This is a genomic window from Microbacterium sufflavum, assembly GCF_023101165.1.
Lineage (GTDB): Bacteria > Actinomycetota > Actinomycetes > Actinomycetales > Microbacteriaceae > Microbacterium > Microbacterium sufflavum.
Genome location: NZ_CP078076.1, coordinates 779,338 through 802,869, shown reverse-complemented (window position 1 = coordinate 802,869; position 23,532 = coordinate 779,338). Strand labels below are relative to the sequence as shown.

General features: G+C 70.2%; 24 protein-coding genes. 15 read left to right on the top strand and 9 right to left on the bottom strand.

Annotated features, from left to right (window positions below; all coding sequences use genetic code 11):
• Position 1 precedes the first annotated feature (1 nt).
• Both KV394_RS04020 and speB read left to right on the top strand, forming a co-directional pair.
• On the top strand, positions 2 to 1,618 hold the full coding sequence (locus tag KV394_RS04020) for a thiamine pyrophosphate-binding protein (protein WP_247982365.1): 1,617 nt from the start codon (positions 2 to 4) through the stop codon (positions 1,616 to 1,618).
• A gap of 34 nt (positions 1,619 to 1,652) precedes the next feature.
• On the top strand, positions 1,653 to 2,600 hold the full coding sequence (gene speB, locus KV394_RS04015) for an agmatinase (RefSeq protein WP_136028715.1): 948 nt from the start codon (positions 1,653 to 1,655) through the stop codon (positions 2,598 to 2,600).
• A gap of 9 nt (positions 2,601 to 2,609) precedes the next feature.
• Here the strand turns inward: speB and KV394_RS04010 are convergent, their stop codons facing one another.
• On the bottom strand, positions 2,610 to 3,482 hold the full coding sequence (locus KV394_RS04010; protein WP_136044705.1) for a serine protein kinase RIO: 873 nt from the start codon (positions 3,480 to 3,482) through the stop codon (positions 2,610 to 2,612).
• A 251-nt stretch (positions 3,483 to 3,733) separates the two neighbouring features.
• Here KV394_RS04010 and KV394_RS04005 point away from each other — a divergent pair, with 251 nt between their 5' ends.
• Positions 3,734 to 4,930: an MFS transporter gene (locus tag KV394_RS04005; protein WP_247982364.1), complete on the top strand. Its 1,197-nt coding sequence runs from the start codon at positions 3,734 to 3,736 to the stop codon at positions 4,928 to 4,930.
• Positions 4,931 to 5,113: 183 nt separating this feature from the next.
• On the opposite strand, the gene KV394_RS04000 is transcribed toward KV394_RS04005, so the two are convergent.
• The gene (locus KV394_RS04000) at positions 5,114 to 6,031 is read right to left on the bottom strand and encodes a helix-turn-helix domain-containing protein (RefSeq protein WP_136035955.1); all 918 of its coding nucleotides are present in this window, start codon (positions 6,029 to 6,031) and stop codon (positions 5,114 to 5,116) included.
• Between the two features lie 106 nt (positions 6,032 to 6,137).
• Between KV394_RS04000 and KV394_RS03995 the strand changes: the two genes are divergently transcribed.
• Both KV394_RS03995 and KV394_RS03990 read left to right on the top strand, forming a co-directional pair.
• Positions 6,138 to 6,599: a DUF3817 domain-containing protein gene (locus KV394_RS03995; protein ID WP_247982363.1), complete on the top strand. Its 462-nt coding sequence runs from the start codon at positions 6,138 to 6,140 to the stop codon at positions 6,597 to 6,599.
• Positions 6,600 to 6,714: 115 nt separating this feature from the next.
• Positions 6,715 to 7,095 (top strand): YybH family protein, encoded by a 381-nt coding sequence (locus KV394_RS03990; protein WP_136028710.1) that lies wholly within the window; start codon positions 6,715 to 6,717, stop codon positions 7,093 to 7,095.
• Between the two features lie 95 nt (positions 7,096 to 7,190).
• On the opposite strand, the gene KV394_RS03985 is transcribed toward KV394_RS03990, so the two are convergent.
• Complete coding sequence (locus KV394_RS03985) at positions 7,191 to 7,703, bottom strand: RNA polymerase sigma factor (RefSeq protein WP_168387175.1); 513 nt, start codon at positions 7,701 to 7,703, stop codon at positions 7,191 to 7,193.
• Positions 7,704 to 7,776: 73 nt separating this feature from the next.
• Positions 7,777 to 8,370 (bottom strand): HAD family hydrolase, encoded by a 594-nt coding sequence (locus KV394_RS03980; protein ID WP_247982362.1) that lies wholly within the window; start codon positions 8,368 to 8,370, stop codon positions 7,777 to 7,779.
• Between the two features lie 179 nt (positions 8,371 to 8,549).
• Between KV394_RS03980 and dnaK the strand changes: the two genes are divergently transcribed.
• The 5 genes from dnaK to KV394_RS03955 all read left to right on the top strand — a co-directional run bounded on the left by dnaK (position 8,550) and on the right by KV394_RS03955 (position 13,065).
• On the top strand, positions 8,550 to 10,415 hold the full coding sequence (dnaK, locus tag KV394_RS03975; protein ID WP_247982361.1) for a molecular chaperone DnaK: 1,866 nt from the start codon (positions 8,550 to 8,552) through the stop codon (positions 10,413 to 10,415).
• Between the two features lie 2 nt (positions 10,416 to 10,417).
• On the top strand, positions 10,418 to 11,074 hold the full coding sequence (locus tag KV394_RS03970) for a nucleotide exchange factor GrpE (protein WP_247982360.1): 657 nt from the start codon (positions 10,418 to 10,420) through the stop codon (positions 11,072 to 11,074).
• 7 nt (positions 11,075 to 11,081) lie between these two features.
• Complete coding sequence (locus tag KV394_RS03965; RefSeq protein WP_136044710.1) at positions 11,082 to 12,065, top strand: DnaJ C-terminal domain-containing protein; 984 nt, start codon at positions 11,082 to 11,084, stop codon at positions 12,063 to 12,065.
• Between the two features lie 34 nt (positions 12,066 to 12,099).
• Complete coding sequence (locus KV394_RS03960) at positions 12,100 to 12,513, top strand: heat shock protein transcriptional repressor HspR (protein WP_136028704.1); 414 nt, start codon at positions 12,100 to 12,102, stop codon at positions 12,511 to 12,513.
• Between the two features lie 111 nt (positions 12,514 to 12,624).
• A complete protein-coding gene (locus KV394_RS03955) occupies positions 12,625 to 13,065 on the top strand; it encodes a DoxX family protein (protein WP_136035959.1) in 441 nt (146 codons plus the stop codon).
• A gap of 4 nt (positions 13,066 to 13,069) precedes the next feature.
• Here KV394_RS03955 and KV394_RS03950 read toward each other — a convergent pair whose 3' ends face one another.
• From KV394_RS03950 to KV394_RS03935, 4 genes are read right to left on the bottom strand one after another with little or no spacing between them, the layout of a single operon-like run.
• Entirely contained in the window at positions 13,070 to 13,498 is a 429-nt protein-coding gene (locus KV394_RS03950; protein WP_136028702.1) for an ATP-binding protein, read from the bottom strand.
• Positions 13,488 to 13,820, bottom strand: a complete 333-nt coding sequence (locus KV394_RS03945) for an STAS domain-containing protein (protein WP_025102664.1) — start codon at positions 13,818 to 13,820, stop codon at positions 13,488 to 13,490. Before KV394_RS03945 ends, KV394_RS03950 begins: the two co-directional genes overlap by 11 nt.
• Positions 13,804 to 15,768 (bottom strand): glycosyltransferase family 2 protein, encoded by a 1,965-nt coding sequence (locus tag KV394_RS03940; protein ID WP_247982359.1) that lies wholly within the window; start codon positions 15,766 to 15,768, stop codon positions 13,804 to 13,806. The genes KV394_RS03945 and KV394_RS03940 overlap by 17 nt, the downstream gene beginning before the upstream one ends.
• The gene (locus KV394_RS03935; RefSeq protein ID WP_282187138.1) at positions 15,765 to 16,922 is read right to left on the bottom strand and encodes a PP2C family protein-serine/threonine phosphatase; all 1,158 of its coding nucleotides are present in this window, start codon (positions 16,920 to 16,922) and stop codon (positions 15,765 to 15,767) included. The genes KV394_RS03940 and KV394_RS03935 overlap by 4 nt, the downstream gene beginning before the upstream one ends.
• Before the next feature lie 293 nt (positions 16,923 to 17,215).
• Here KV394_RS03935 and KV394_RS03930 point away from each other — a divergent pair, with 293 nt between their 5' ends.
• The 4 genes from KV394_RS03930 to KV394_RS03915 all read left to right on the top strand — a co-directional run bounded on the left by KV394_RS03930 (position 17,216) and on the right by KV394_RS03915 (position 20,898).
• Positions 17,216 to 18,136, top strand: a complete 921-nt coding sequence (locus KV394_RS03930) for a carbohydrate ABC transporter permease (protein ID WP_247982357.1) — start codon at positions 17,216 to 17,218, stop codon at positions 18,134 to 18,136.
• The gene (locus tag KV394_RS03925; RefSeq protein ID WP_136028698.1) at positions 18,136 to 19,089 is read left to right on the top strand and encodes a carbohydrate ABC transporter permease; all 954 of its coding nucleotides are present in this window, start codon (positions 18,136 to 18,138) and stop codon (positions 19,087 to 19,089) included. The genes KV394_RS03930 and KV394_RS03925 overlap by 1 nt, the downstream gene beginning before the upstream one ends.
• A 29-nt stretch (positions 19,090 to 19,118) precedes the next feature.
• Complete coding sequence (locus KV394_RS03920) at positions 19,119 to 20,483, top strand: extracellular solute-binding protein (RefSeq protein ID WP_136044713.1); 1,365 nt, start codon at positions 19,119 to 19,121, stop codon at positions 20,481 to 20,483.
• Positions 20,484 to 20,586: 103 nt separating this feature from the next.
• On the top strand, positions 20,587 to 20,898 hold the full coding sequence (locus KV394_RS03915) for a helix-turn-helix domain-containing protein (RefSeq protein ID WP_205812625.1): 312 nt from the start codon (positions 20,587 to 20,589) through the stop codon (positions 20,896 to 20,898).
• A 539-nt stretch (positions 20,899 to 21,437) separates the two neighbouring features.
• Here KV394_RS03915 and KV394_RS03910 read toward each other — a convergent pair.
• Positions 21,438 to 21,956 carry a hypothetical protein gene (locus tag KV394_RS03910; RefSeq protein ID WP_136044714.1) on the bottom strand — a complete coding sequence of 173 codons (519 nt, stop codon included), beginning with the start codon at positions 21,954 to 21,956 and terminating at the stop codon, positions 21,438 to 21,440.
• A gap of 336 nt (positions 21,957 to 22,292) precedes the next feature.
• Here KV394_RS03910 and KV394_RS03905 point away from each other — a divergent pair, with 336 nt between their 5' ends.
• Positions 22,293 to 23,444: a DUF4185 domain-containing protein gene (locus KV394_RS03905; protein WP_247982356.1), complete on the top strand. Its 1,152-nt coding sequence runs from the start codon at positions 22,293 to 22,295 to the stop codon at positions 23,442 to 23,444.
• Positions 23,445 to 23,532: the final 88 nt, after the last annotated feature.

Sequence of the window (23,532 nt, the reverse complement as noted above, 5' to 3'; positions counted from 1 at the left end):
CATGAGCGCCGACGCGAACCCCACCGCCCCGTACGCCGACACGGCGGGCCGCGCGGTGCTGGAGACCATCCGCGGCTACGGGGTGACGGCGGTGTTCGGCATCCCCGGCACGCACAACCTGGAGCTGTACCGCCCCCTGGCCGACCTCGGCATCCGCGCCGTCACCAACCGGCACGAGCAGGGCTCCGGCTACGGCGCCGACGGCTGGGCGCAGCAGACCGGGCTCCCCGGCGTCGTGATCACCACGTCGGGCCCCGGGCTGCAGAACGCCCTGAGCGCGATCGGCACCGCGTTCTGCGAGTCGCGTCCGCTGATCGTGCTGTCGCCCGGGGTGCCGCTCGGCGCGGAGTTCGCCGACGTGGGCACCCTGCACGAGACGAAGGACGCCACGGCCATGGTCGGCGCGATCGCGGAGTGGTCGCGCCGGGTGACCACGGCGGCCGAGGGGGTGGAGGCCGTGCACGACGCCTTCCACCTCTTCCGCACCGGGCGCCCGCGCCCCGTGCACATCGAGATCCCGCTCGACGTGCTGGAGGCCCCGGCCGACGTGCCCGCCGCCGCCCGGGCGCCCCGTCCGATGCCCGAGCGCGTGGCCGGCGACCCGGTCGCGCTCGCCGAGGCCGGCCGGCTGCTCTCTGCCGCCGAACGTCCGGTGATCGTCGCCGGCGGGGGAGCCGTGGACGCGGTGCATCAGGTGACCGCGATCGCCGAGCGCCTGGGCGCCCCGGTCCTCACCACCCTGAACGGCAAGGGCGTGCTCGACGAGGGCCACCCGCTGTCGCTCGGCTCGAACCTGCGCCTCGCCGCCGCCCGCGCCGTCGCCGAGGCCGCGGACGTGCTGCTCGTGGTCGGCTCGAAGCTCGGGGAGGCGGAGCTCTGGGCCCCGCGCCTCGAGGCCCGCGGAGCCGTGATCCGCATCGACATCTCCCCGGCGCAGCGCGACAAGAACCTCACCGCGACCGTCGGGATCACCGGCGACGCGGCCGCGGTGACCGATGCCCTGCTGCCGCTGCTGCCCGACACGGCCCCGACACCGCGCGACCTGTCGGCCGAACGGGCCGCGATCGAGGACGAGTCCCGCGCCACGGCCCCCGAGACGGTGGCGCTCGCGGAGGTGATCGCCGCGGCACTGCCCGACGACGCGATCGTGGCGGGCGACTCGTCGCAGATCGTGTACATGGCGCTGGGCAGCGTGCTGCGACAGGAGCATCCGCACTCCCTGCTCTACACGCCCACCTATGCCACGCTCGGCTACGGGCTGCCCGCCGCCATCGGCGCCGCGGTCGCGCAGACCGAGCGCCCGGTGGTCACGGTGATCGGCGACGGCGCGCTCATGTTCTGCGTGAACGAGCTCGTCACCGCGGTCGAGCAGCGCCTCGACCTCACGGTCGTGTGCGTCGACAACGGCGGCTACGCCGAGATCCGCCAGAACGAGGTCGAACGCGGCATGGCCCCGATCGGCGTGGATCTGGTGCAGCCCGACTGGGCCGCGCTCGCCACCGCGTTCGGCGCGACCGGGCATCGTGTCGAGAGACGCGACGACATCGCCCCGAGCATCCGCGCCGCCATCGCCGCGGGCGGCGTGCAGCTCGTGCACCTGCCGCAGCACGCCCTCTGAGCCCTTCGACACCCCGAACGAACAGGAACGAGAAATGACCGACACCATCGGCCCCGTCGACGCCTCCGTGAACCCGCGGTACTCCGGCATCGCCACCTTCGCCCGCCTGCCCCGCATCGAAGACGTGCCGCGCGCCGACATCGCCGTGGTGGGGATCCCGTTCGACTCCGGTGTGAGCTACCGCCCCGGCACGCGGTTCGGTCCGTCGCACGTGCGGGAGTCGTCGCGTCTGCTGCGCCCGTACAACCCGGCGCAGGACGTGTCGCCCTTCCAGCTCGCGCAGGTCGTCGACGCGGGCGACATCCCCGTGAACCCCTTCGACCTCACCGAGGCCGTGACCGAGGTCGAGCGCGCGGCGACGGCGCTCGGCGAGCAGGTGCAGCGCATCGTGACGATCGGCGGCGACCACACCGTGGCCCTGCCGCTGCTGCGCGCCGTGGCCGCGAAGCACGGGCCGGTCGCGGTGCTGCACTTCGACGCGCACCTCGACACGTGGGACACCTACTTCGGCGCGCCCATCACGCACGGCACGCCCTTCCGCCGCGCGAGCGAGGAGGGGCTGATCGACCTCACCGCCAGCTGCCACGTGGGCACGCGCGGCCCCCTCTACTCCAAGCAGGACCTGGAGGACGACGAGCGCCTGGGGTTCTCGATCGTGTCGAGCGAGTACATCGAGGAGCACGGCGTGGAAGCCGCGATCGACCGGATCCTCACGCGCATCGGCGACAAGCCGCTGTACGTGTCGATCGACATCGACGTGCTCGACCCCGCGCACGCCCCCGGCACCGGGACCCCCGAGGCGGGAGGACTCACGAGCCGTGAGCTGCTGCGCATCCTCCGCGCGCTGCGCGACCGCGACATCGTGGGCGCCGACGTCGTGGAGGTGTCGCCCGCCTACGACCACGCGCAGATGACCGGGATCGCCGCGAGCCACGTGGTGTACGAGCTCGTGACGCTGCTGGCCGCCCGCCTGGCCTCCTGACGCGACGGGTCAGTACAGCGCCGCGAGCAGGTCGGCGAACAGATCCTCGGCGTCGCACTCCACGCGGCGCCGCGCGAACCAGTCGCACACGTTCACGCAGTCGCGGTGCAGCAGGTCGAGCCCCTGCGGGTTCGCGATCACGTCCACGATCTGCGGCAGGTCGATCACCCGCACCCGCCCCTGGTGCACGAGCAGGTTGTACGCGGACAGGTCGCCGTGCGCGAAACCCGCCGCGGCGAACACCCGCATGAGCTCGACCACCTGCGCGTAGTGCTCCTGCAGGGTGTCGCGGTCGGCGCGCACCTGCGCGAGCCGCGGGGCTGCGGTGCCGTCGTCATCGCCGAGGAACTCCATCAGCACCTCGGTCCCGCTCACCTGCACGGGGTAGGGCACCGGGGCGCCGAGCTGCCACAGGCGGCACAGCGCCTCGAACTCCGCGAACGACCACTGCGCCGCAGCCACCGCGCGCCCGTGCTCCGACTTGCGGGCCAGGGCCCTGGTGTCGCGGGTGTTCCGGGTGCTGCGGCCCTCCGTGTACACGGCGGAGCGGTGGAAGCTCCGGTTCTCCTCGCCGCGGTACCGCTTCGCCGCCAGCAGGGTGCGCTGCGCGGGGTCGTCGGGAACGGCGCGTTCGAGCAGGAACACGTCGGCCTCCTTGCCCGTCTTGAGGATGCCGAGCTCGGTGTCGAGCGCGCCCGCCGAGGTCACGACCCACGCGGGCCGCGGCTCGGGGCCGCGTTCGGTCGGGGTGGCGGAGGGCCAGGTGGTCCAGCGCTGCCCGTCACCGGGTTCGACGTCGGCGAAGGACAGGGAGGTCTCGAGGGAATCGAAGGGGGAGGCGTCGAAGGACGCGGCTTCCGGGGAAGCGGAGGGATCGGTCACGGTGTGGCTCCGGGAAGGGAGGCCGCACGGCGATCAGGAGCGGGCGGCCTCGAGGGGAAGGTGGTCGGCGAAGGGCGCGACGACGACGGTGTTCATCTCATCGCCTCCTTCCGCTCGGGCTTCCCGGGAGACTCCCGGTGCGACGACGAGCCTACGGGGGTGCGCGGGCGCGTGTCCAGGGTCGGACGATCGGTCGGACGCGGCGGACGACCGGTCGGGCGCGGACGCACGGGCGCCGGAAGGGTGGAACCATGACCACGACTGCCCCCGTCCCCACCGCGGCGCCCACCCGGGCCGACCGCATCCGCTACGGCGGACTCATCGCGCTCATGATCATGGGCTTCCTGCTCGTGACCGCCGAGTTCCTCCCCAACGGTGTCCTCACCGAGATGGCCGACGGCCTCGGGGTCACCCCGGGTCAGGCGGGGCAGACGGTCACGGTCACGGCGCTGGTGGGACTCGTCGTCGCGCCCACGATCGGGCTGATCTTCCCGCGCCTCGACCGCCGGTCGCTGCTGGTGTGGATGGCGCTCGCCGCGGCCGTGTCGAACCTCGTGGTCGCGATCGCGCCGAACCTGCTGCTCGTGCTCGCCGCCCGGTTCCTGCTGGGCGCGGCGATCAGCGCCTACTGGACCATGTCGATCACGGTCGCCGCACGGCTCGCGGGGCCGGAGCACCTGGGCCGCGGGGTCATGTTCACCTCGGCCGGGGTGTCGCTGGCCACGGTCGCCGGGGTGCCGATCGGCGTGATGCTCAGCGAGGTCGTCGACTGGCGGATGGTGTTCGCGCTCGCCGGCGTGCTGATGGTGGTGCTGGCGGTCGCGCTGCGCTGGGCGCTGCCGTCGGTGCCGGCCGAGCGGGCGTCGAGCCTGCGGCTGCTCGTCGACACGGTCCGCCGCCCCGGTATCGGGCTGGGCATGGTCGGGCACGTCCTCGTGGTGCTCGGGCACTTCCTCGCCTACACCTACGTGCGGCTGGCGCTCGAGCGCATCCCCGACGTCGACGCCTCGACCATCGTGGTGCTGCTGGCGCTGTTCGGCGTCGGCGGTCTCCTCGGCAACATCTCGATCGGGCTGGTGATCGACCGGTCGTTCGCGTTCTTCGCCGTGTTCGCGCCGCTCGTGATCGCCGCCGCGGTCATCTCGATGATCCTCTTCTCCGGGTCGATCATCGGCGTCGGCGTGGTCGTGCTCGTCTGGGGCTTCGTCTTCTCGTCGTGGCTGATCGTGATCAACACGTGGGTCGGGCACCGCATGCCGGATCGCCTGGAGGCGGGCGGCAGCCTCGTGGTCGTCGGGTTCCAGGGTGCGATCACCCTCGCCGCGGGTCTGGGCGGGCTGCTCGTCGACACGCTGAGCGTGGAGCTCGCCTACATGATCGGCGCGGTGTCGCTGCTCGCGGGTGCGGTGCTGTTCGGCCTGTCGAACCGGCTGAGCACGCGGGGCTGACGGGGCACAGGGCGGCGCCGCCTCCCGCGCGGTTCACAACTCCGCAGTTTCCCGGCGATGTGTCGCCTGCCCGTAGCCCGAGCAGTCGCATCGCCGCGGATCTGCGGAGTCGTGGGCAGCCCGCCATCGAGATCGGGCTGGGACGCGATCGGTCATCGGGACATCGGCGGCGGGGGTCGGCGCTCAGACCAGGGCGGGAGTGCGGGCGGCGGAACGCCAGGACGACGGGGTCATACCCGTGCGGCGGCGGAACGCGCGACTGAAGCCCTCGTCGGACGCGTAGCCGAGCTCGCGCGACACGTCCGACACGGAGCGCCCGGCGTCGAGCAGGCGCTTGGCCGCGTCGATGCGCACCTCCGTGACGTAGTCGGCGGGGGAGCGGCCGACCGCGACGCGGAACCGCTCGGCGAAGGTGGAGCGCGACATGGCGCCGATGGCCGCGAGGCGCTCGACCGTCCAGTCGCGTCCTGGCTCCTGGTGAATGGCGTCGACCACCCGGTCGAGGAACGGGTCGTTCGACAGCGAGGGCCAGCCCGCGGGTGCGCAGCCGTTGGCGGCCCAGGCGCGGATGACCGACATCAGCACGGTCTTCGCCATCATGCGGCAGATCACGGGGTCGCCCTGCCGGGCGGGGGAGGCCGCGGGGTCGACGAGGCCCATGTTCTCGGCGAGCGCGGCGGCCGCGGGCTCGAGCGCGTCGAATCCGGTGACGGTGAGGAACGGCGGCAGGAGGGCGGGCAGCGGTGAGGTGGCGTCGGCGAACTCGAGGTCGACCACCATGAGCGTGGTGTCGCGGTCGGCCTCCAGCACGAACGCGGTGCGGCCGAGGGTGAGGAACGCGTCACCGGCGACCAGGTGGTCGCGACGCTCGCGGGTCTCGAGGGTGAGGCGGCGGGAGTCGGGGTCGACGCCGAGGCGGCAGCCGTCGCCGAGGGGCGGATGCCCCTGCACGCTGCCGGATGCGAGGTAGACGAGCGTCGTGGGCCCGGCCGGGATCGGGAGCAGCCCTCCGGCGGCGAGCGGGATGCGCCGCGCCACGCCGACCCGCAGCTCCACGGCGTCGAGCACGTGCGAGAGCGCGTCCGGGTCCACTGTCACCATGCCTTCGGCAACGCCCCTCCCTCGTCCGGTATTCCGGTGGGAGCCGCGATTCGGCGCCCGAGGGGGGCGCGGATACTCTGGAGGGGTACCCCACCCGAGGAGTCCCGTGTTCCGCACCCCTGGCCGTCTGTACCGTGTCCTGGCGATCGCGGAGGCGATCACCTGGACGATCCTGATCGCCGCGATCATCGCCAGGGCGGTCGGCGCCCCCGGGGTCGTGGTCACGGTCGGCGGCGGTATCCACGGCTTCGTGTTCCTCGCCTATGCCGCCACCGCCGTGCTGGTGGCGCTCAACCAGCGCTGGCACCCGGGCGTCGGCGTACTGGCGGTGGCGAGCGCCGTGATCCCCTACGCCACCATCCCGATGGAGATCTGGCTGCACCGCTCCGGTCGGCTGCGCGGCGACTGGCGGCTCGACCCCACCGACCACCCCCGCGACCGCCGCTGGTACGACCGGCTGATGCGCTGGTTCCTCCGCCGCCCGTGGGTGCTCGCGGTGCTGCTGGTCGTGGGCATCGTCGCGCTCTACGTGATCCTGCTGCTGATCGGTCCTCCCGGCGGCAAGTGAGCCCGATCCGGGCCTCTCCCGGATCCGATGTCACGTTTCCCGGCGGGGAGCGTCCTTCTCTGCGGAGCCACCCCGGTTCCCGACGCCTCGGGCGTCGCACAGAGAGGAAACCATCATGACCGAACCCGTCACGTCGCTCGACCGGCTGCACATCGCCTTCATGGAGCGGTTCAACGCCGGCGACATCGAGGGACTGCTCGCGCTCAACGCTCCCGGTGTGGTGCTCGTGCCCGCTCCGGGTCAGCCGGTGTCCGAGCCGGCGGAGGTGCGCGCGGGCCTGGAGCAGTTCGTCGGCCTCGGCGGTCCGATCACCATGACCGTCCGGAACGTGTTCGTGAACGGCACGGTCGGGCTCGTCGTGGCCGACTGGACGCTCGACGGCACCGCTCCCGACGGCTCTCCGGTGTCGCTCGCGGGCGCCACGGCCGACGTCGCGGTGTACGACGAGACCCACGGCTGGCGCATCGCGATCGACAACCCGTTCGGCACCGTCTGACCGGCTGCGTGCGGGGCGCCCGTGCGGCGCCCCGCACCGGCGATCCCCCTCCCGTCTCTCGGAGAGGGGAGGGTCGGCCGAGCGGGTCGCCCGAGTCAGGCTGAGAGCAGGTGCCGGGCACGCGTGAGGCGCTGGCGTACCGCAAGCACCGTGATGCCGAGGCGTTCCGCGATCTCGGCGGCGCTCAGCTCGTGCTCCACGCGCAGCAGCAGCGGTTCGCGCAGGCTGCGGGGGAGGCGGGCGATGGCCGCTCGCACCTCGCACAGCTGCTCCTTCGCGGCGACCTCGTCCTCCACGCGCTGCGGCGCTTCGATCGCGACCGTGTCGATGTCGTCGTGCAGCGGGGTGCGGTGGCAGCGGCGGGCGCTGTCGATCACCACGCTGCGGGCCACGGCGTCGAGCCACGCGCAGAGCGATCCCGGTGCGGCCGAACGCACGCCGGGGACCGACTGCCACGCGCGCGAGGCGATGTCCTGCGCCACGTCGTCGGCGTCGCCCACCGGGGCGCCCAGTGAGATGCTCCGACGCCGGAGTCGACCGGGGTCGGAGGCCAACAGGGCGGTGAGCCCGGCCCTGGCCTCGGCGGCGTCGACCGCGGGTGCGCGCATGGTTGTCCTTCCGGTCACTGGGGACAACGTGTCGCGTGCTCGCCGTAATCCCGCGGATGCTGACGGGGTGAGGCTACGCGCGGGACACGGGGAGGCCGGCATCGGTGAGCGCAGTGCGGACGGCGGTGACGCTGGTGAAGGCGTGCGTGCTCATGCCGAGGTCCTGCGCACCACGGAGCTTGCTCGGCGAGTCGTCGATGAAGAGGATCTCCTCCGGTGGGACGGAGAGGACCGCCGCCACGTGTCGGAACGCCCGGATGTCGGGCTTGGCGTGCCCGATCTCCGCGGAGTTGAACACCCGGTCGAAGTGCTTCCCGATGCCGCTGTCGCGGAGTTCTGCGGTGATGGTGTCGGTGCCGTTCGTGAGGATGGCGCAGGTCACGCCACGGGACCGCAGCCCGTCCACGAGTGCGAGCATGTCGAGGTCCGCGGCGAACGGCGTGCGACCCCACTCCCGTGCTGCGGGCGCGGAGCCGATCATCTCGCCGACCCGGGTGATCCACTCCTCCCGGGTGAGGCGACCCGTGGTCACCGCATCGATCAGCGGTGCGGCGAAGGCGGTGCGGGCGATCGTGCCGTCCGGGAGGGTGTACCGAGCCTCCAACCCGGGGTCGTGGTCGAAGTGGCGGATGACGCCGTCGAGGTCGAAGAGCACGGCACGGATCATCCGTCCATCCTGCACGGACACTCCGTCGACCCCGGCGATACAAAGTTGAGCCGAGCCATATCAAGTTTGTTTGACACGGTCGGGCGGCCGGAGTACGCTTGAGCCATCGCGACTCAGGTTTCCCTGATCGCCGCAGGTTTTCCGAACCACAACAGACTTCCCAACAAAGGAGAGAACACATGGCACGTGCTGTCGGTATCGACCTCGGAACCACCAACTCCGTCGTCAGCGTCCTCGAGGGCGGCGAGCCCAAGGTCATCGCCAATGCCGAAGGCTTCCGCACGACCCCCTCGGTCGTGGCCTTCACCAAGGACGGGGAGGTGCTCGTCGGCGAGACCGCGAAGCGCCAGGCCGTCACCAACGTCGACCGGACCATCGCCTCGGTCAAGCGCCACATGGGCACCGACTGGACCTTCGAGGTCGACGGCAAGAAGTGGACGCCGCAGGAGATCTCCGCGCGCATCCTCCAGAAGCTCAAGCGCGACGCCGAGTCGTACCTGGGCGACACCGTGACCGACGCGGTCATCACCGTCCCCGCGTACTTCAACGACGCCGAGCGCCAGGCCACCAAGGAGGCCGGTGAGATCGCGGGCCTCAACGTGCTCCGCATCATCAACGAGCCGACCGCGGCGGCCCTCGCCTACGGCCTCGACAAGGGTAAGGAAGACGAGCTCATCCTCGTCTTCGACCTCGGTGGCGGAACGTTCGACGTCTCCCTCCTCGAGGTGGGCAAGGACGACGACTTCTCCACGATCCAGGTGCGCGCCACCGCCGGTGACAACCGCCTCGGTGGAGACGACTGGGACCAGCGCCTCGTCGACTACCTGATCAAGCAGTTCAAGGAGACCACGGGCGTCGACGTCTCGGGCGACAAGATCGCGCTGCAGCGCCTCAAGGAGGCCGCGGAGCAGGCCAAGAAGGAGCTCTCCAGCTCCACCTCGACCAGCATCAACCTGCCGTACCTGTCGCTGACCGAGTCCGGCCCGGTGTCGCTGAGCGAGACCATCACCCGCGCGAAGTTCGAGGACCTCACGAAGGACCTGCTCGACCGCACCAAGAAGCCGTTCGAGGACGTGATCCGCGAGGCCGGCATCAAGGTGTCCGACATCGACCACATCGTGCTCGTGGGTGGATCGACCCGCATGCCCGCCGTCGCCGAGCTCGTCAAGCGCGAGACCGGCAAGGAGGCCAACAAGGGCGTGAACCCCGACGAGGTCGTCGCCGTCGGTGCCGCACTGCAGGCCGGTGTGCTGAAGGGCGAGCGCAAGGACGTCCTGCTCATCGACGTGACCCCGCTCTCCCTCGGCATCGAGACCAAGGGCGGCATGATGACCAAGCTCATCGAGCGCAACACGGCCATCCCGACCAAGCGCAGCGAGACCTTCACCACGGCCGACGACAACCAGCCGTCCGTCGCGATCCAGGTCTTCCAGGGTGAGCGCGACTTCACGCGCGACAACAAGCCGCTCGGCACGTTCGAGCTGACCGGCATCGCCCCGGCGCCCCGCGGCATCCCGCAGATCGAGGTCACGTTCGACATCGACGCCAACGGCATCGTGCACGTGTCCGCGAAGGACAAGGGCACCGGCACCGAGAAGTCGATCGTCATCTCCGGCGGCTCGTCGCTGTCGAAGGAAGACATCGAGCGCATGGTGCGCGAGGCCGAGGAGCACGCCGCCGAGGACAAGGCACGCCGTGAGGCCGCCGAGACCCGCAACCAGGCCGAGACCCTGGCGTACTCCATCGAGAAGCTGATCTCCGAGAACGAGGACAAGCTCCCCGACGACGTCAAGACCGAGGTCAAGGGCGATGTCGATGCCCTCAAGACGGCCCTGGCCGGCGACGACGACGAGGCCGTGAAGACCGCGTTCGACAAGCTCAACCAGTCGCAGTCCAAGCTCGGCGAGGCGATCTACGCCTCCTCGCAGGCGGATGCCGCCGCCGGCGCTTCGGCTGACGGCGAGGCCCCGGCCGGTGACGCCCCCTCCTCCGAGGAAGACGTCATCGACGCCGAGGTCGTCGACGACGAGGACGAGAAGAAGTAACCATGACCGACAAGAACTTCGACGAGAACCAGAATCCTGAGTCCGCCGAAGGTCGCAGCGAGGGGTCGGACGCTCAGGCGTCCGGCCCCGCGCCGCAGAACCCGGACTCCCGCGAGGCGCAGGCCGCCGAAGGGTCGGACGAGACGCCGGTCGACGGCGCCGCCGACGACCTGACGGTGGACGACATCCTGGGCGCGACGCAGACCGGCGAGGCCGCGGCGGAAGACGCCGTGCTCGCCGACCTCGAGTCGACGCTGCTGAACGACCTCAAGCGCCTGCAGGCCGAGTACGCCAACTACCGCCGCCGCACCGAGGAGCAGCGCCAGATCGAGATCGAGCGCGCCAAGGGCGAGGCCGCCAAGGGCCTCATCCCGGTGCTCGACGACCTGGGCCGCGCCGAACAGCACGGCGACCTGGTGGAGGGCACCCCCTTCGCCGTGATCGCCGACAAGGTGCGCGCCGTGGTGGAGCGTCTCGGAGTCGTGGCCTACGGCGACAAGGGCGAGGAATTCGACCCGCAGCGCCACGAGGCCATCTTCCAGCAGCCGACCCCCGGCGTCGAGAAGGCCACGGTGCTCGAGGTCGTCGAGGTGGGGTACCGCCTGGGCGACGTCGAGCTGCGTCCCGCGAAGGTCGTCGTCGCCGTCCCTGCGGAGTAGGTGATCGATGGCCAGCCAGGATTGGTTCGACAAGGACTTCTACAAGACCCTCGGGGTCTCGAAGGACGTCAGCGACGCTGACCTCAAGAAGACGTACCGCAAGCTCGCGCGCAAGTATCACCCCGACTCCAATCAGGGCGATGCGAAGGCCGAGGCCAAGTTCAAGGAGATCAGCGAGGCCTACTCGGTGCTCTCCGACCCCGAGCAGCGCAAGGAGTACGACGAGATCCGCGCCATGGGCTCGGGCGCCCGCTTCACGGCCAGCGGCTCCGGGGCGGGCGGGTTCGAAGACGTCTTCAGCCGGTTCGGACAGCAGGGGCGAGGCCAGAGCGCCGACTTCGAGGACATCTTCGCGATGTTCAACCAGGGGCAGGGCAGCGGCTTCGGCGGCGGCCGGTTCGGTCAGCCGAGCGGCGGGTTCCGCGGCTTCGGCGGACCGCAGCGCGGCGCCGACGTGACCGCCCGCACCACGCTCGACTTCACCACCGCCGTGCAGGGTGAGACCATCACGCTGCAGGGTGAGGACGGCAAGCCGTTCAAGGTGAAGATCCCCGCGGGCGTCGCCGACGGGCAGAAGATCCGGCTGCGCGGCCGGGGTCGTCCGTCGCCGGACGGCGGAGAGAGCGGTGACATCGTGGTGCAGATCACGGTGCGACCGCACCCCGTGTTCACGCGCGACGGCCTCAACCTCCGCGTGGTCGTGCCGGTCACGTTCACCGAGGCCACGCTCGGTGCCACCATCGAGGTGCCGACGCTCGGCGGTGACGTGGTCAAGCTGCGCGTCGCCCCTGGCACTCCGTCCGGGCGCGTGCTGCGCGTCAAGGGCCGCGGTGTCGCGACCTCCAAGGGCACGGGCGACCTGCTCGCCGAGCTCCAGGTCGCGGTGCCGACGCACCTCGACGACGCCGCGCGCGAGGCGCTGGAGAAGTTCCAGCAGCTGGAGCCGCAGGAGAACCCGCGGGCGGAGTTGATGGCGAAGGCCCGCCGATGAGTGCGAACGCCGAGGGACGGGGGTGGAGTGCGTGATGGACGCCGACACCCCCGTCTTCGCGATCGCCGCGGCCGCCGAGCTGTCGGGCCTGCACCCGCAGACCCTCCGCCAGTACGACCGCATCGGGCTCGTGGTGCCCGGCCGCACGCCGGGCGGCTCCCGGCGGTATTCGTCGCGGAACATCGAGCAGCTGCGGGAGGTGGCGCAGCTCTCCTCCGAGGGGATGAGCCTGCCCGCGATCGCCAAGCTCCTCGACCTGGAGGACGAGAACCGGATGCTGCGCGGGCGCGTCGTCGCGCTCGAGGCCGCGCTGCGCGCCGAGCGGGAGAACCGCCCGGGCGTGCGGGTGTTCGCGGCCGGCTCGTCCGGCGTGGTCCCGATGCCCGGTGGACGACGGCTGCGTCGCTCGACCGAGCTGGTGCTGTGGCACCCGCGCGGCTCGGCGTGACCTGCGCCCGACACGTTCAGGGGATGGAAAGCCGCTCTTCCTAGCGTGGAGGCAGGGAACCCCCTGGTCCGCGCCGCGCGCGGGTGTCCTGCCACGACGGAAGAACTCCTCATGACGAACACCACTGCCCACCGCCCCGCCCCCTCGCTGGGACTCCTGATCCTCCGGGTCGTCACCGGTGCGATCTTCGCCGCCCATGGCGCCCAGAAGATCTTCGAGTACACGATCCCCGGAACTATCGGCAGCTTCGCCGGCATGGGTGTGCCGTTCGCGGAGATCGCCGCGCCAGTGGTCGCCTTCGTCGAGCTGATCGGCGGCATCCTGCTGATGCTCGGACTGTTCACCCGCCCGGTCGGCGTGGTGCTCGCGATCGACATGCTGGTCGCGCTCGTGCTCGTGCACCTGCCCGCCGGTCTCTGGGTGGGCGAGGGCGGCTACGAGTTCGTGGCCGTGCTGGGCGCGGCCGCTCTGGCCCTCGCGCTCACCGGTGCCGGGCGCTTCTCGATCGACGGGGCCGTGCTGCGGGGCCGAGCTCCCGCCTGGCTCGCCTGACCGCTCAGCCCTCGCCCCGGTCGACGCCGACCCGCCGCACCAGCACCCACGTGTTTCCGGCGTCGCCCGGCACGTGCCGGAACTCGTCGAGCGCGGCCTGCGACAGCGCCAGGCCGCGCCCGCTCTCGCTGTCCTCGCCCGGCATGGACACGGTGTCCCAGTCGATCGGGGCGGGCGGCGCGGTGTCGCGGATGTAGGCGCGCAGCTCGTCCGCCGAGACACGCACGTCGACGCTGAACACCACGTCGGTGCGCTCGTTGTGCTGCGCGATGTTGGTGGTCACTTCGCTGACGGCCAGCGCGAACAGCACCTGGTCCTCGGCGGGGATCTCCGGGCCGTCGGCCCAGAGCCGGTCGAGCGCGTCGAGCGCGCTGTCGACCAGGGCGAGCCCGGCGGGCCCGTCGACGTGGAATGCCCGGACCTCAGCGGCCATCGAACGCCGATTCCGGCGTCGGGTAGTCGCGCAGCACGCGATCCAGGTTGGTCAGGTGGAGCACCGTGCGCACGGCCTCCGGCACGGCCGCGATCCGCAGGTCGCCCCCGGCCACGCGGGCGCTCTTGAGCCCGCCGACGAGGGCGCCGAGGCCCGAGGAGTCGACGAACTCGGTGCCGCTGAGGTCGATCGCGATGCGCGGCTGCCCCGCGGCGACGAGGTCGCTCACGGCGTTGCGCAGCAGGGGTGCGCCGGACGCGGTGAGGCGCCCCGTGATGGCGACGACGGCGTAGCCGTCCCTGGTGTCAGTGCTGACGTTCATTCGACTCCTTCTCGAGGATGGCCGCGGCGGGACCGCGGTACCGGGCGGCCTGGATGATCACGCTGAGCACGACGAGGTCGTACAGCACCCAGGCGGTGTTGACGAGGGTGCCCGTGCCGTCGGCCGTGCCGAGGAACACCCGCACCACCCCGATCACGAGCGCGACGGCGAGCACGATCATGGCGGTGAGCTGCGGCCAGATCTCGCCCCACGGCACGCCGCGCGGGTCGCGGCCGTCCTTGCGGGTGACGGCGAACGACAGCGGCCGGCCGAGCACGACGTTCGCGAAGGCCGTCCAGCAGGCACGGATCCACACCGGGAACAGGGCGAGCGAATACTGCTGGCCGCGCCAGGTCTTCACGCCCTTCGCGACCACGAGGAACAGCGCCTGGTTGATGAGGAAGTACGGCAGGAATCGCGCGAAGAAGTCCACCGACCACGCGGTCACCGGGAGCACTCCGAACACCAGGTAGATCACGGGCGCGGCGAGGTAGACGATCGCCGCGAAGCCCGACAGGTAGCTCCACATCGTGGCGAAGTACATCAGCCGCTGCCCGACCGAGAGGCCGCGCTTGGCGAGCGGGTTGTCGCGCAGCATCACCTGCAACGTGCCCTGTGCCCACCGCAGGCGCTTCGTGAGCATGGTGCGCAGGTCTTCCGGGGCGAGCCCGTGGGCCAGGATCTCGTGGTGGTAGACGCTGCGCCAGCCGAGGGCGTGCAGCTGCATCGCGGTCGCCATGTCTTCCGTGACCGAGATCGTGGCGAGCGGGAGGATCGGCTGCGCCTCGTCACCGCGGTCGAGCCGCAGCGTGTCGAGCAGTCCGCGCACGGCCTCCACCGCGGTGATGGGCGACAGGTCCGACGCCGCCAGGGCGTCGAGCCCGGCCTCGTCGACCACGACGAGCCCGAGCTCGGCATCGTGCTGCATCGGCAGCGCGCCGATCTCGGCCAGGTCGGCGCGGATGCCGTCCAGGTCGTGCGCGACCAGGATGCGGGAGGCGTTGTCGACGGCGTCACCCACGCGTGCCGCCACCTCGGCGACCGACTCCCCGGCGGCGAGGTCTTTCCGGCCGCGCGAGATCGCGATGCGCAGCGCCCCGAGCTCGGTCGCCAGGGCGGGGTCGGTCGCGGCCTCCGCCTCCTTCGCCATCAGGGTCTCGGAGGTCTTGAGCGCCTTCGCGGCCGACTCCGTCACCTCGCGCACGTAACCGACGATGCCGAGCTGCATGAGCGCCTCACGTCGCAGCACAGCGTTGGAGCCGCAGAAGAACGCGGCGTTCCAGCCGTCCTTGCCCTGCTGGATGGGGCCGTAGAACAGCGGTGCCTGACTGCCGAGCGGGTCGGCCTCGTCGACGTTCACGAACCACTGCGGCGTCTGCACGAGCGCGACCTCGGGGTCGTCGGCGAAGTAGCCGAGCGTGCGGTGCAGGATCAGCGGGTCGGGCACCTGGTCGGCGTCGAGGATGAGCAGGAACTCGCCGTCGGTCTGGAACAGGGCGCTGTTGAGGTTGCCGGCCTTGGCGTGCCGGGGCTTTCCCGTCCAGTCCTCCGAGCGGGTGAGGTAGGCGACACCGGCGGCGCGGGCCTCGGCTTCGAGCTCGGGGCGCGCCCCGTCGTCGAGGATCCACGTCGTGTGCGGGTAGGCGATGCGCTTCGCCGCCCGCGCGGTGGTCATGACGAGCTCGATCGGCTCGTCGTACGTGGTGATGAACACGTCGACCGTGCCCTGCGGCGGCGACACCGGGGCCGGGCGCTCCTTGGCGCGCCACATCGTCAGGCAGAACAGGAACGTGTCGATGAGGCTGTAGGTCTCGGCGATCACGAGCGGCACGGCGATCCACCACGCCGACCAGTTCACCGACTCCAGCCAGCGCCAGGCGACGTAGTTGACGCCGAGCAGCACCGACAGCAGCGCGAGGATGCGGATGGTCGCGAACCGGGCGGTCACGAGTCCCTCCGCACCACCACGACGGTGATGTCGTCGGTGGCGCGCTCGTCCGAGTTCGCCAGCCGCAGCGCCTCCTGCACCGCGCCGTCGGGGCCGAGTGCGGCGAGCACGCGGTCGACGTGTGCGAAGGGGTCGTCCTCGTCGAGCACGTCGAGCAGGCCGTCGCTGCAGCAGATGAAGGTGTCGCCCGCCTCCAGCGTCGTCGTGATCGGCTCCCGCGGGTCGGCGACGCCCATGCCCATGCCCAGCGGCAGGTTGGTGGAGCGCAGCGGGGTCCAGGAGCGGTCGGCGCGGATCACGAACGCGAGACTGTGGCCCGCATCGATCACCTGCAGGTCACCGGTCGAGGGCTGCAGCTCGGCGACCACCGCGGTGACGAACATCGAGGTGTCGGCGAGGTCGTCCTCCAGGAGCCGGTCGACGTCGGCGACGGCCGTGGTGAGCGGACGCTCCGGGGCCGTGCGCAGCGACGCGCGCACCGTGGCCGCCACGAGCGCGGGACCGGTGCCCTTGCCCATCGCGTCGGCCAGGGTCACGCGCAGGGCGTCGCCGTGCCGCGAGAAGTCGAAGTAGTCGCCGGCGAGCATGCCGCGCGGGGCCGCGCCGGCCGCGATCGTGTAGCCCTCGACCTCGGGGAGCACGCGGGGCCGGAGCGCCCGCTGCACGACCGCCGCGTGGTCGATGTCGGCGTCCTGCGCGAGCTCGGTCTGCACCCAGAACGCGAGGTCGCGGAGCAGGTCCTGCTGCGAGTCGGTGAGCACGTGCGGCTCGGTGTCGAGCACGCACAGGGTGCCGATGGGCTCTCCGCCCGGGGCGTGCAGCGGGTGCCCGGCGTAGAACCGCAGGTGCGGGTCGCCCGTGACGAACGGGTTCTCGGCGAACAGGTCGGTGGCGCTCGCGTCTTCCACCACCACCGTCCGGTCCTGCGACACGGTGTAGTCGCAGAACGAGTCCTCGCGCGGGGCCTCGTTCCCCCCGAGGCCGATCTGCGCCTTGCGCCATTGCCGGTCCCGGTCGATCAGCGAGACGCTGACCATCGGTACCCCGAACATCTCTTTCGCCAGTCGCGCCACCCGGTCCACTCGCTCGTCCGGTGGTGTGTCAAGGATCCCCAGTTCCTCGAGCGCTGCCTGGCGCCGTCGCTCGTCGAACATCGCCCGCCCCTCCTACGGTCACTTCCGGTCATCCTAGGCGGAATATCGGCGGCGTGGTGCGGCCGTCGAAGGCGCGTCCAGGTGAACCACAGGAAACGGTTCTGCGCAAGCCCCGTGGCGAAACGCTTCTCCGGTCCTACTGTCCGATTCAAGGCTCGGACCGCCGACTGCACCTCCCCCGTCGCGCAGCACGGGCAGCCCCGATCCGGCATCGCGCGTGCCCGGCAGCCGGGCACCACGGTCTCTCCGGCGTGCCCTCGCACGCCGGATCATCGCAGGGAAGGAGCGGGTGGATGGCACGGACGCCACGCACACGCGATCGCTACAACCGCCGCGAGGCCCTCGCGGGGTACCTGTTCATCTCGCCCTGGATCATCGGGTTCCTGGTGTTCACGGCCGGTGCGATGATCTACAGCCTCTACATCTCGTTCAGCAGCTACAACTTGGCCACGAACACCGCCCGCCCGATCGGCATCGACAACTACGCCGACCTGTTCGACGACCCGCGGGTGGGGGTCTCGCTCGCGAACACCCTCTTCTACGTGGTGATGGCCGTGCCGCTGGAGATCGTGTTCGCGCTGGTGCTGGCGATGCTGCTCAACCGCGTCGGCCGGGGCGCCGGGTTCTTCCGGGTGCTGTACTACCTGCCGAAGATGACCCCGGCGGTCGCGACGGCGGCGGTGTTCTTCCTGCTGCTCAACGGCAACTCCGGCGCGGTGAACCAGTTCCTCCGGCTGTTCGGCATCGAGGGGCCGCAGTGGCTCGTCGACCCGGCGTGGGTGAAGCCGAGCATCGTGATGATGACGCTGTGGACGGTCGCTGGGACGATGGTGATCTTCCTCGCGGCGCTGAAGAACGTGCCCGTCGAGCTGTACGAGGTGGCGTCGCTCGACGGCGCGGGGCCCGTCCGCAAGTTCTTCTCGATCACCCTGCCGATGATCTCCGGGGCGATGTTCTTCAACGTGATCGTGCTATCGATCGCCGCGTTCCAGATCTTCGACCAGGCGTACCTGCTGTTCTGGCGCGACCAGAGCAACTCCTCGCCGGAGGCGTCGCTGTTCTACGCCATCTACCTGTTCCAGCAGGCGTTCCGGCAGTTCAACTTCGGATTCGCGGCGGCGATGGCGTGGCTGCTGTTCGTGATCATCATGCTGATCACCCTGATCCAGGTGAAGGTCGGCAACCGCTTCGTCTACTACGAGGGAGACCGCTGATGTCGCAGACACTGCGCCCGGAACCCGTCGAGGTCGAGCGGGAGAAGAGCCCCGGCACGTTCACCACCACGGTCCCCACGCGCGGGCGCTGGCGCCGCCGGCTCCACCAGCCGAAGAGCCTCGCCGGCCGGATCGTGCTGAACGTGATCCTCGTGCTGTTCGGTCTGCTGTTCCTCTACCCGTTCGTGTGGCTGATCGCGGCGAGCCTCAAGCCGCGCGGCGAGGTGTTCGACAACGCCCTCATCCCGAAGACGTTCGTGCCGGAGAACTACGTCGAGGTGTGGAACCAGCTGCCGCTGCTGAGCTGGATGGGCAACAGCATCGCCATCGCCCTGCTGGCCGCGGGGACTGTGGCGATCTCCAGCTCGATCGTGGCGTTCGGCTTCGCGTACTTCCGCTTCCCCGGCCGCGGCCTGCTGTTCGGCCTCGTGCTCGCGACCATGATGCTGCCCGGCGCGGTGACCATGATCCCGATCTACCTGATCTGGAAGGAGACCGGGCTACTGGGCACGTGGGTGCCGCTGTGGGGCATGAACCTGTTCGGGTCGGCGTTCTACATCTTCCTGCAACGGCAGTTCTTCCTCGGGCTGCCGCGGGAGCTGTTCGAGGCGGCGCGGCTCGACGGGGCGAGCGCGTGGGGGCTGTTCTGGCGGATCGCGATGCCGCTGTCGATCCCGTCGTTCGTGATCGTGTTCCTGTTCGAGTTCCAGGCCAGCTGGAACAACCTGCAGGCCGCCCTCATCTACCTCAACGCCGGGTCGGTCGACCAGTTCACCGCCCCGCTCGGCATCGCCTACGCCATGACCAAGTACAGCCCCACAGCGGGAGGCCACGGCGACTACCAGTACGTCATGGTCGCGTCGCTGCTGGTGACGCTGCCCATGCTCATCCTCTTCGCCTTCGGGCAGCGCTCCTTCATCGAGGGCGTCGCCACCCAGGGGCGCAAGGGCTGACAACGCACCACCGATCGAAAGGAGCAGTCATGCGCACACGCACGTGGGGAATCACCGCGGTCACCGCCGCATCCGTCCTCGTCCTCGCCGGCTGCGGCGGGGGAGGAGGGGGAGACCAGGCCGCCGACGCCGACTTCGGTGCGGAGCCGAGCGGCACGCTGAAGGCGTGGGGGTTCGAGAACGCCGACGACGTCGGCACCTCGCGCATGGACTATGCGGCAGAGCAGCTGAGCGACGTGAAGGTCGACCTCGACGCGACGGCCTTCGACGCGCAGAAGTTCACCACCCGCATCGCGAGCGGTGACGTGCCCGACGTGGTGCAGATGGACCGCCGCTACGTCACGACCTACGCCGCGCAAGACCTCATCATGCCGCTCGACGAGTGCTTCGCCGCGCAGGACGTGACGCCGCGCGACCACTGGTACCCGTTCGTGGTCGACGACGTGACCTACGAGGATGCGGTGTGGGCCGTGCCGCAGTTCTACCAGCCGCCGGCGATCCTGCTGAACAAGGCCGTGCTCGACGAGGCCGGGGTGACCGCGGAGGAGATCGACACCTCGCAGCCCGACGTGCTGCTCGGCGCGATCGCCAAGATGTACCAGGAGTCGGGCGGCGTGCCGTCGCGGCTCGGCTTCGACCCGGTCGCCACCGGACAGGCGGGGCTGTGGATCCTCGGCATGGGCGGTCAGCTCAACGACGCCGACGGCGCCCCCACCCTGGACGACCCAAGCAACGTCGCGGGCATCGAGATGCTCAAGCAGATCACCGACGCGCAGGGCGGCTTCGCGGCGGTGAAGAGCTTCACCGACTCGTTCGACGCGTTCGGCGACCAGAACCAGTTCGTGGCGCAGCAGGTCGGCTCGCAGGTGAACGCCCAGTGGTACCCCAACGTGCTCAGCCCCTACGCCGACCAGATCCAGTTGGAGGCGGTGCCGTTCCTCAACAGCGACGGGGAGCCGTTCTCGGTCGCGTCCGGCACGGCGTTCGTGATCCCCGTCGGGGCGAAGAACCCCGCGGCAGCGTGCGCGTGGATGGTGAACCTCACCTCGGACGACGCGTGGATGGCGGCGGGCGACGCGCGGGCGATGACCATCGAGGAGGAGGGTGGCATCAACACCGGGCTGTTCACCGGCTCGCCCTCGGCCGACCAGGCCATCCGCGAGAAGTTCGTGACCGAGAGCGGCAACGCGGGCTTCGACCAGGTGATCTCCACGTACTACGACGTCGTGGACTACGGGAAGTCGTTCGGCTCCTCGCCCGCGGGGCAGGAGATCCAGAACGAGCTGAACAACGCCATCACCGCGGCGCTGCTCGGCGACAAGTCTCCCGAGGACGCGTTGAAGGATGCGCAGGACGCCGCGATGCGCGCCTACGAGAACGCCACGGCGGGCTGAACCCCGGAGGGGCGTGGGTGGGGGCGGCTTCGCCCCCTCCCACGGTTGTGTCGAGTGTGTCAAAATGGTCAGATAGAGTTGCGAACTGACCAGGGAGGCCGTCGTGAGCACCTTGATGAAGATCGAGAAGAAGCCAGCAGGGGCGAAGTGGCGCGAAGAACTCCTCACGAAGATCACAGCAGAGCTCGACGCGGGCAGAATCGTCACGATCGACGTGCAGACGCCGGTCATGACCCCGCAGCAGGTCGCCCGCGAACTGGGGCTCTCCCGCACGACCGTGCTGCGCAGGATCGAATCGGGAGAGCTCCGAGCGTCGAAGCGCGGTAACCGCAATGTCATCACGGTCGCAGACTTCGAAAGGTTCCGGGCCGCCTACCTCGGCGATCTCGGCACCGCGCTCGCCGACGACTTCTGAGCGCCGTGGTGGGAGCAAAGAGCCTCGTCTACCTGGACGCCAACGTCCTCACTCCTTCGGTGACTCGGGGTCTGCTGATCATCGGCGCCGTGACATCGGACTTCCGCGTGTGCTGGTCTGCGCTCGGAGAGGCTGAGGCAGAGCGGCACCAGCACGAGCGAGCGGCGAAGATCTCTGATCTTCGAAAGCGCTTCGGCTGGGACGTGCTCGTGATCGGCCACTGCCAAGTGGCCCGCGATAACCAGCGAAGCTTGCCTACCGCAAGTGTCGCTGAGGCGCCCGTCGCAGCTGGAATGGTCACTCGAAGCCCAAGACTCGTGCCCTCGCATTCTCAACCTGAAGGGAATAGTCCGCTTGCACGATGGCGACCAGGAGTGGCTCCAATTGAGATTCAAGATCCCACAGCACGGTAGCGCTGGCATCATCGAGGCCGGGTAGGCCTCTCTCATGGGTCGACGCCAACCAATCGTAAAGAACCAGTGCTTCGCTCGAGCTCAGGTAGAGCTTCAGTTCCCCTTCCGGCATTGCGTACCCTTCACTCAACGGGGAGCCCTGCCGGGTCCCAGCGCCAACGGTGTCGTACGGACGACGCGGGCGGCGGAGTCCCACCGTGGGGACATGCTGCGCACCTCCTGATCCGTATGCGAGCCGAAGTCGGGAATCTCTCCGAGCGCCGCCACGTCGAGCGAGTGGAAGACAGCGCTCCTCCCACGGACCCGAAGATCTGCCCCCGGAGTCAATGCGAGATGAAGTTCCAGTCCCGCGTCGAGTGACCGGGCCGAAGAGCCCACCACTTTCCGCGACGTCCTGTGACGGTCGGTGACACCGGACCACTCCAGCAGACCCACGCCTCTCAGAACGAGAAGCCCCGTGTTCGTTTCGTCGAGCTGTAGAGCGGTCCGCAGATCGCACAGGATGCCCAGAGTGGCGGTGATGGCGTCGAAGTGCACGGCATTCACCTGGGCTTCGACAAACGCATCCTCTTCGGAAATGAAGGGGTCTTCGTCCTTCGTGTCTTCTGGAACGTCGGCGAAAAGCAGCTCACTGAGCGTGATCACGGGGAAGCGATCGGTGCGACGGAGTGTGAGTGCGGTGTCAGATGCTTGGAGAAGGGCGCGACCGCCTGCGCGTGTCTGGTCATCGAATGCGTAGCCCTTCGGGTGAGGACGCCGCCACGTCGTCGTCGGCGGCCAGGTTCGGACTGAGGCAGAGCTCGGATCCAGGATCGGCGAACCTGGACGGGGAGATTATGTCATGCCCCCGCGGCGGCTGGTGGAGCCGCGACGCCGCTGACCGTGCGTGACGCGGCCGACCCCCACGCAGAGGGCCTGGTGTACTGAAATCGATTTCGGTATCGTCGGCCTCCATACCCCTGTCGCTCGCCGAGGAGCCGCATGTCCCGCACCCGTGCCCGTCGCTCGACCACCCTGCTCGCCGCCGCCGCACTGGCTTCGAGCCTCGCCGCGTGCGCCGGGGGAGGGGCGCCCGTGGAGCTCGATCCCGATCCCGACAAGCCGTTCGTGCTGACCGGAATCTCCGGGCTCACCGAGGTCGCGCAGCTGACCGGACCGGCGGGCATCAACGACACCGAGGCGGTCGGTGTCGCCGGCACCGACCTCGGCTCGATGACCACCGTGGGCGACCGCACCTGGTTCTTCTTCGGCGACACGTTCGGCGAGCGCGCACCGGGCACGACCGGCGGTCAGGGCGGGCAGTGGCGCTCCAACGTGGCCGCCTGGACGACCGACGACGACCCGACCGACGGCATCTTCTTCGACGGCTGGGTGGCCGACGGGATCGGGCTCGCGGCCCCGCTGATCGAGGGCGACCACGACCCCAACGACGGCTCCGGCGAGGTCACCAAGATCCCCACTGCGGGCTTCGCGATCGGCGACACGATCTACGTCTCCTGCATGTCAGTGAGCTACTGGGGTGACCCCGGCGCGTGGGATGCGAACCGCTCCGCCCTCGTCGTCTCGCGGGATGACGGGCAGACCTGGGCTCCCGTCGAGGGCATCGAGTGGCCAGGTGACTCCGGTTTCGTGCAGTTCGCGACAGCCCCCGTCACGGCCGACGGCGAGGACTGGATCTACCTGTGGGCGATCCCCTCCGGGCGGTTCGGGGAGGTGCGGCTGATGCGGGTGCCGGCCACCGAGGAGGCTGTGGAGGACCAGGGCTCCTACTCGTACTTCGCGGGCCTCGACGACGACGAACCGGTGTGGTCGGACGATCTGGACGACGCGCAGGTCGTGGTCGAGGGCACGATCGGCGAGCTGTCGGTGATGTGGTCGACGTACCTGGAGCGCTGGATCATGACCTACTCCGACGCCGGCAACGCCTACATCCGCGAGGGCATCACCCCGTGGGGCCCCTGGGGCGAGCCGATCGAGCTCGTGCCCGGCGACGACTACCCGGGGCTCTACGGCCCCTACCTCGACCCGCGGTACGTCTCGGACGACGGTCGGCGCATCTACTTCACGCTCTCGCTCTGGGATCCGTACAACGTGTTCTGGTTCGCCGCCGACCTCGACCGCGCCGACGGATGAGCAGCCCGTCGCCGACTATTGCGCATGAAATCGATTTCGCCTAACCTGGCGCATACCCGATCAGAGTGGATCGACGCGAGCTGGTCGG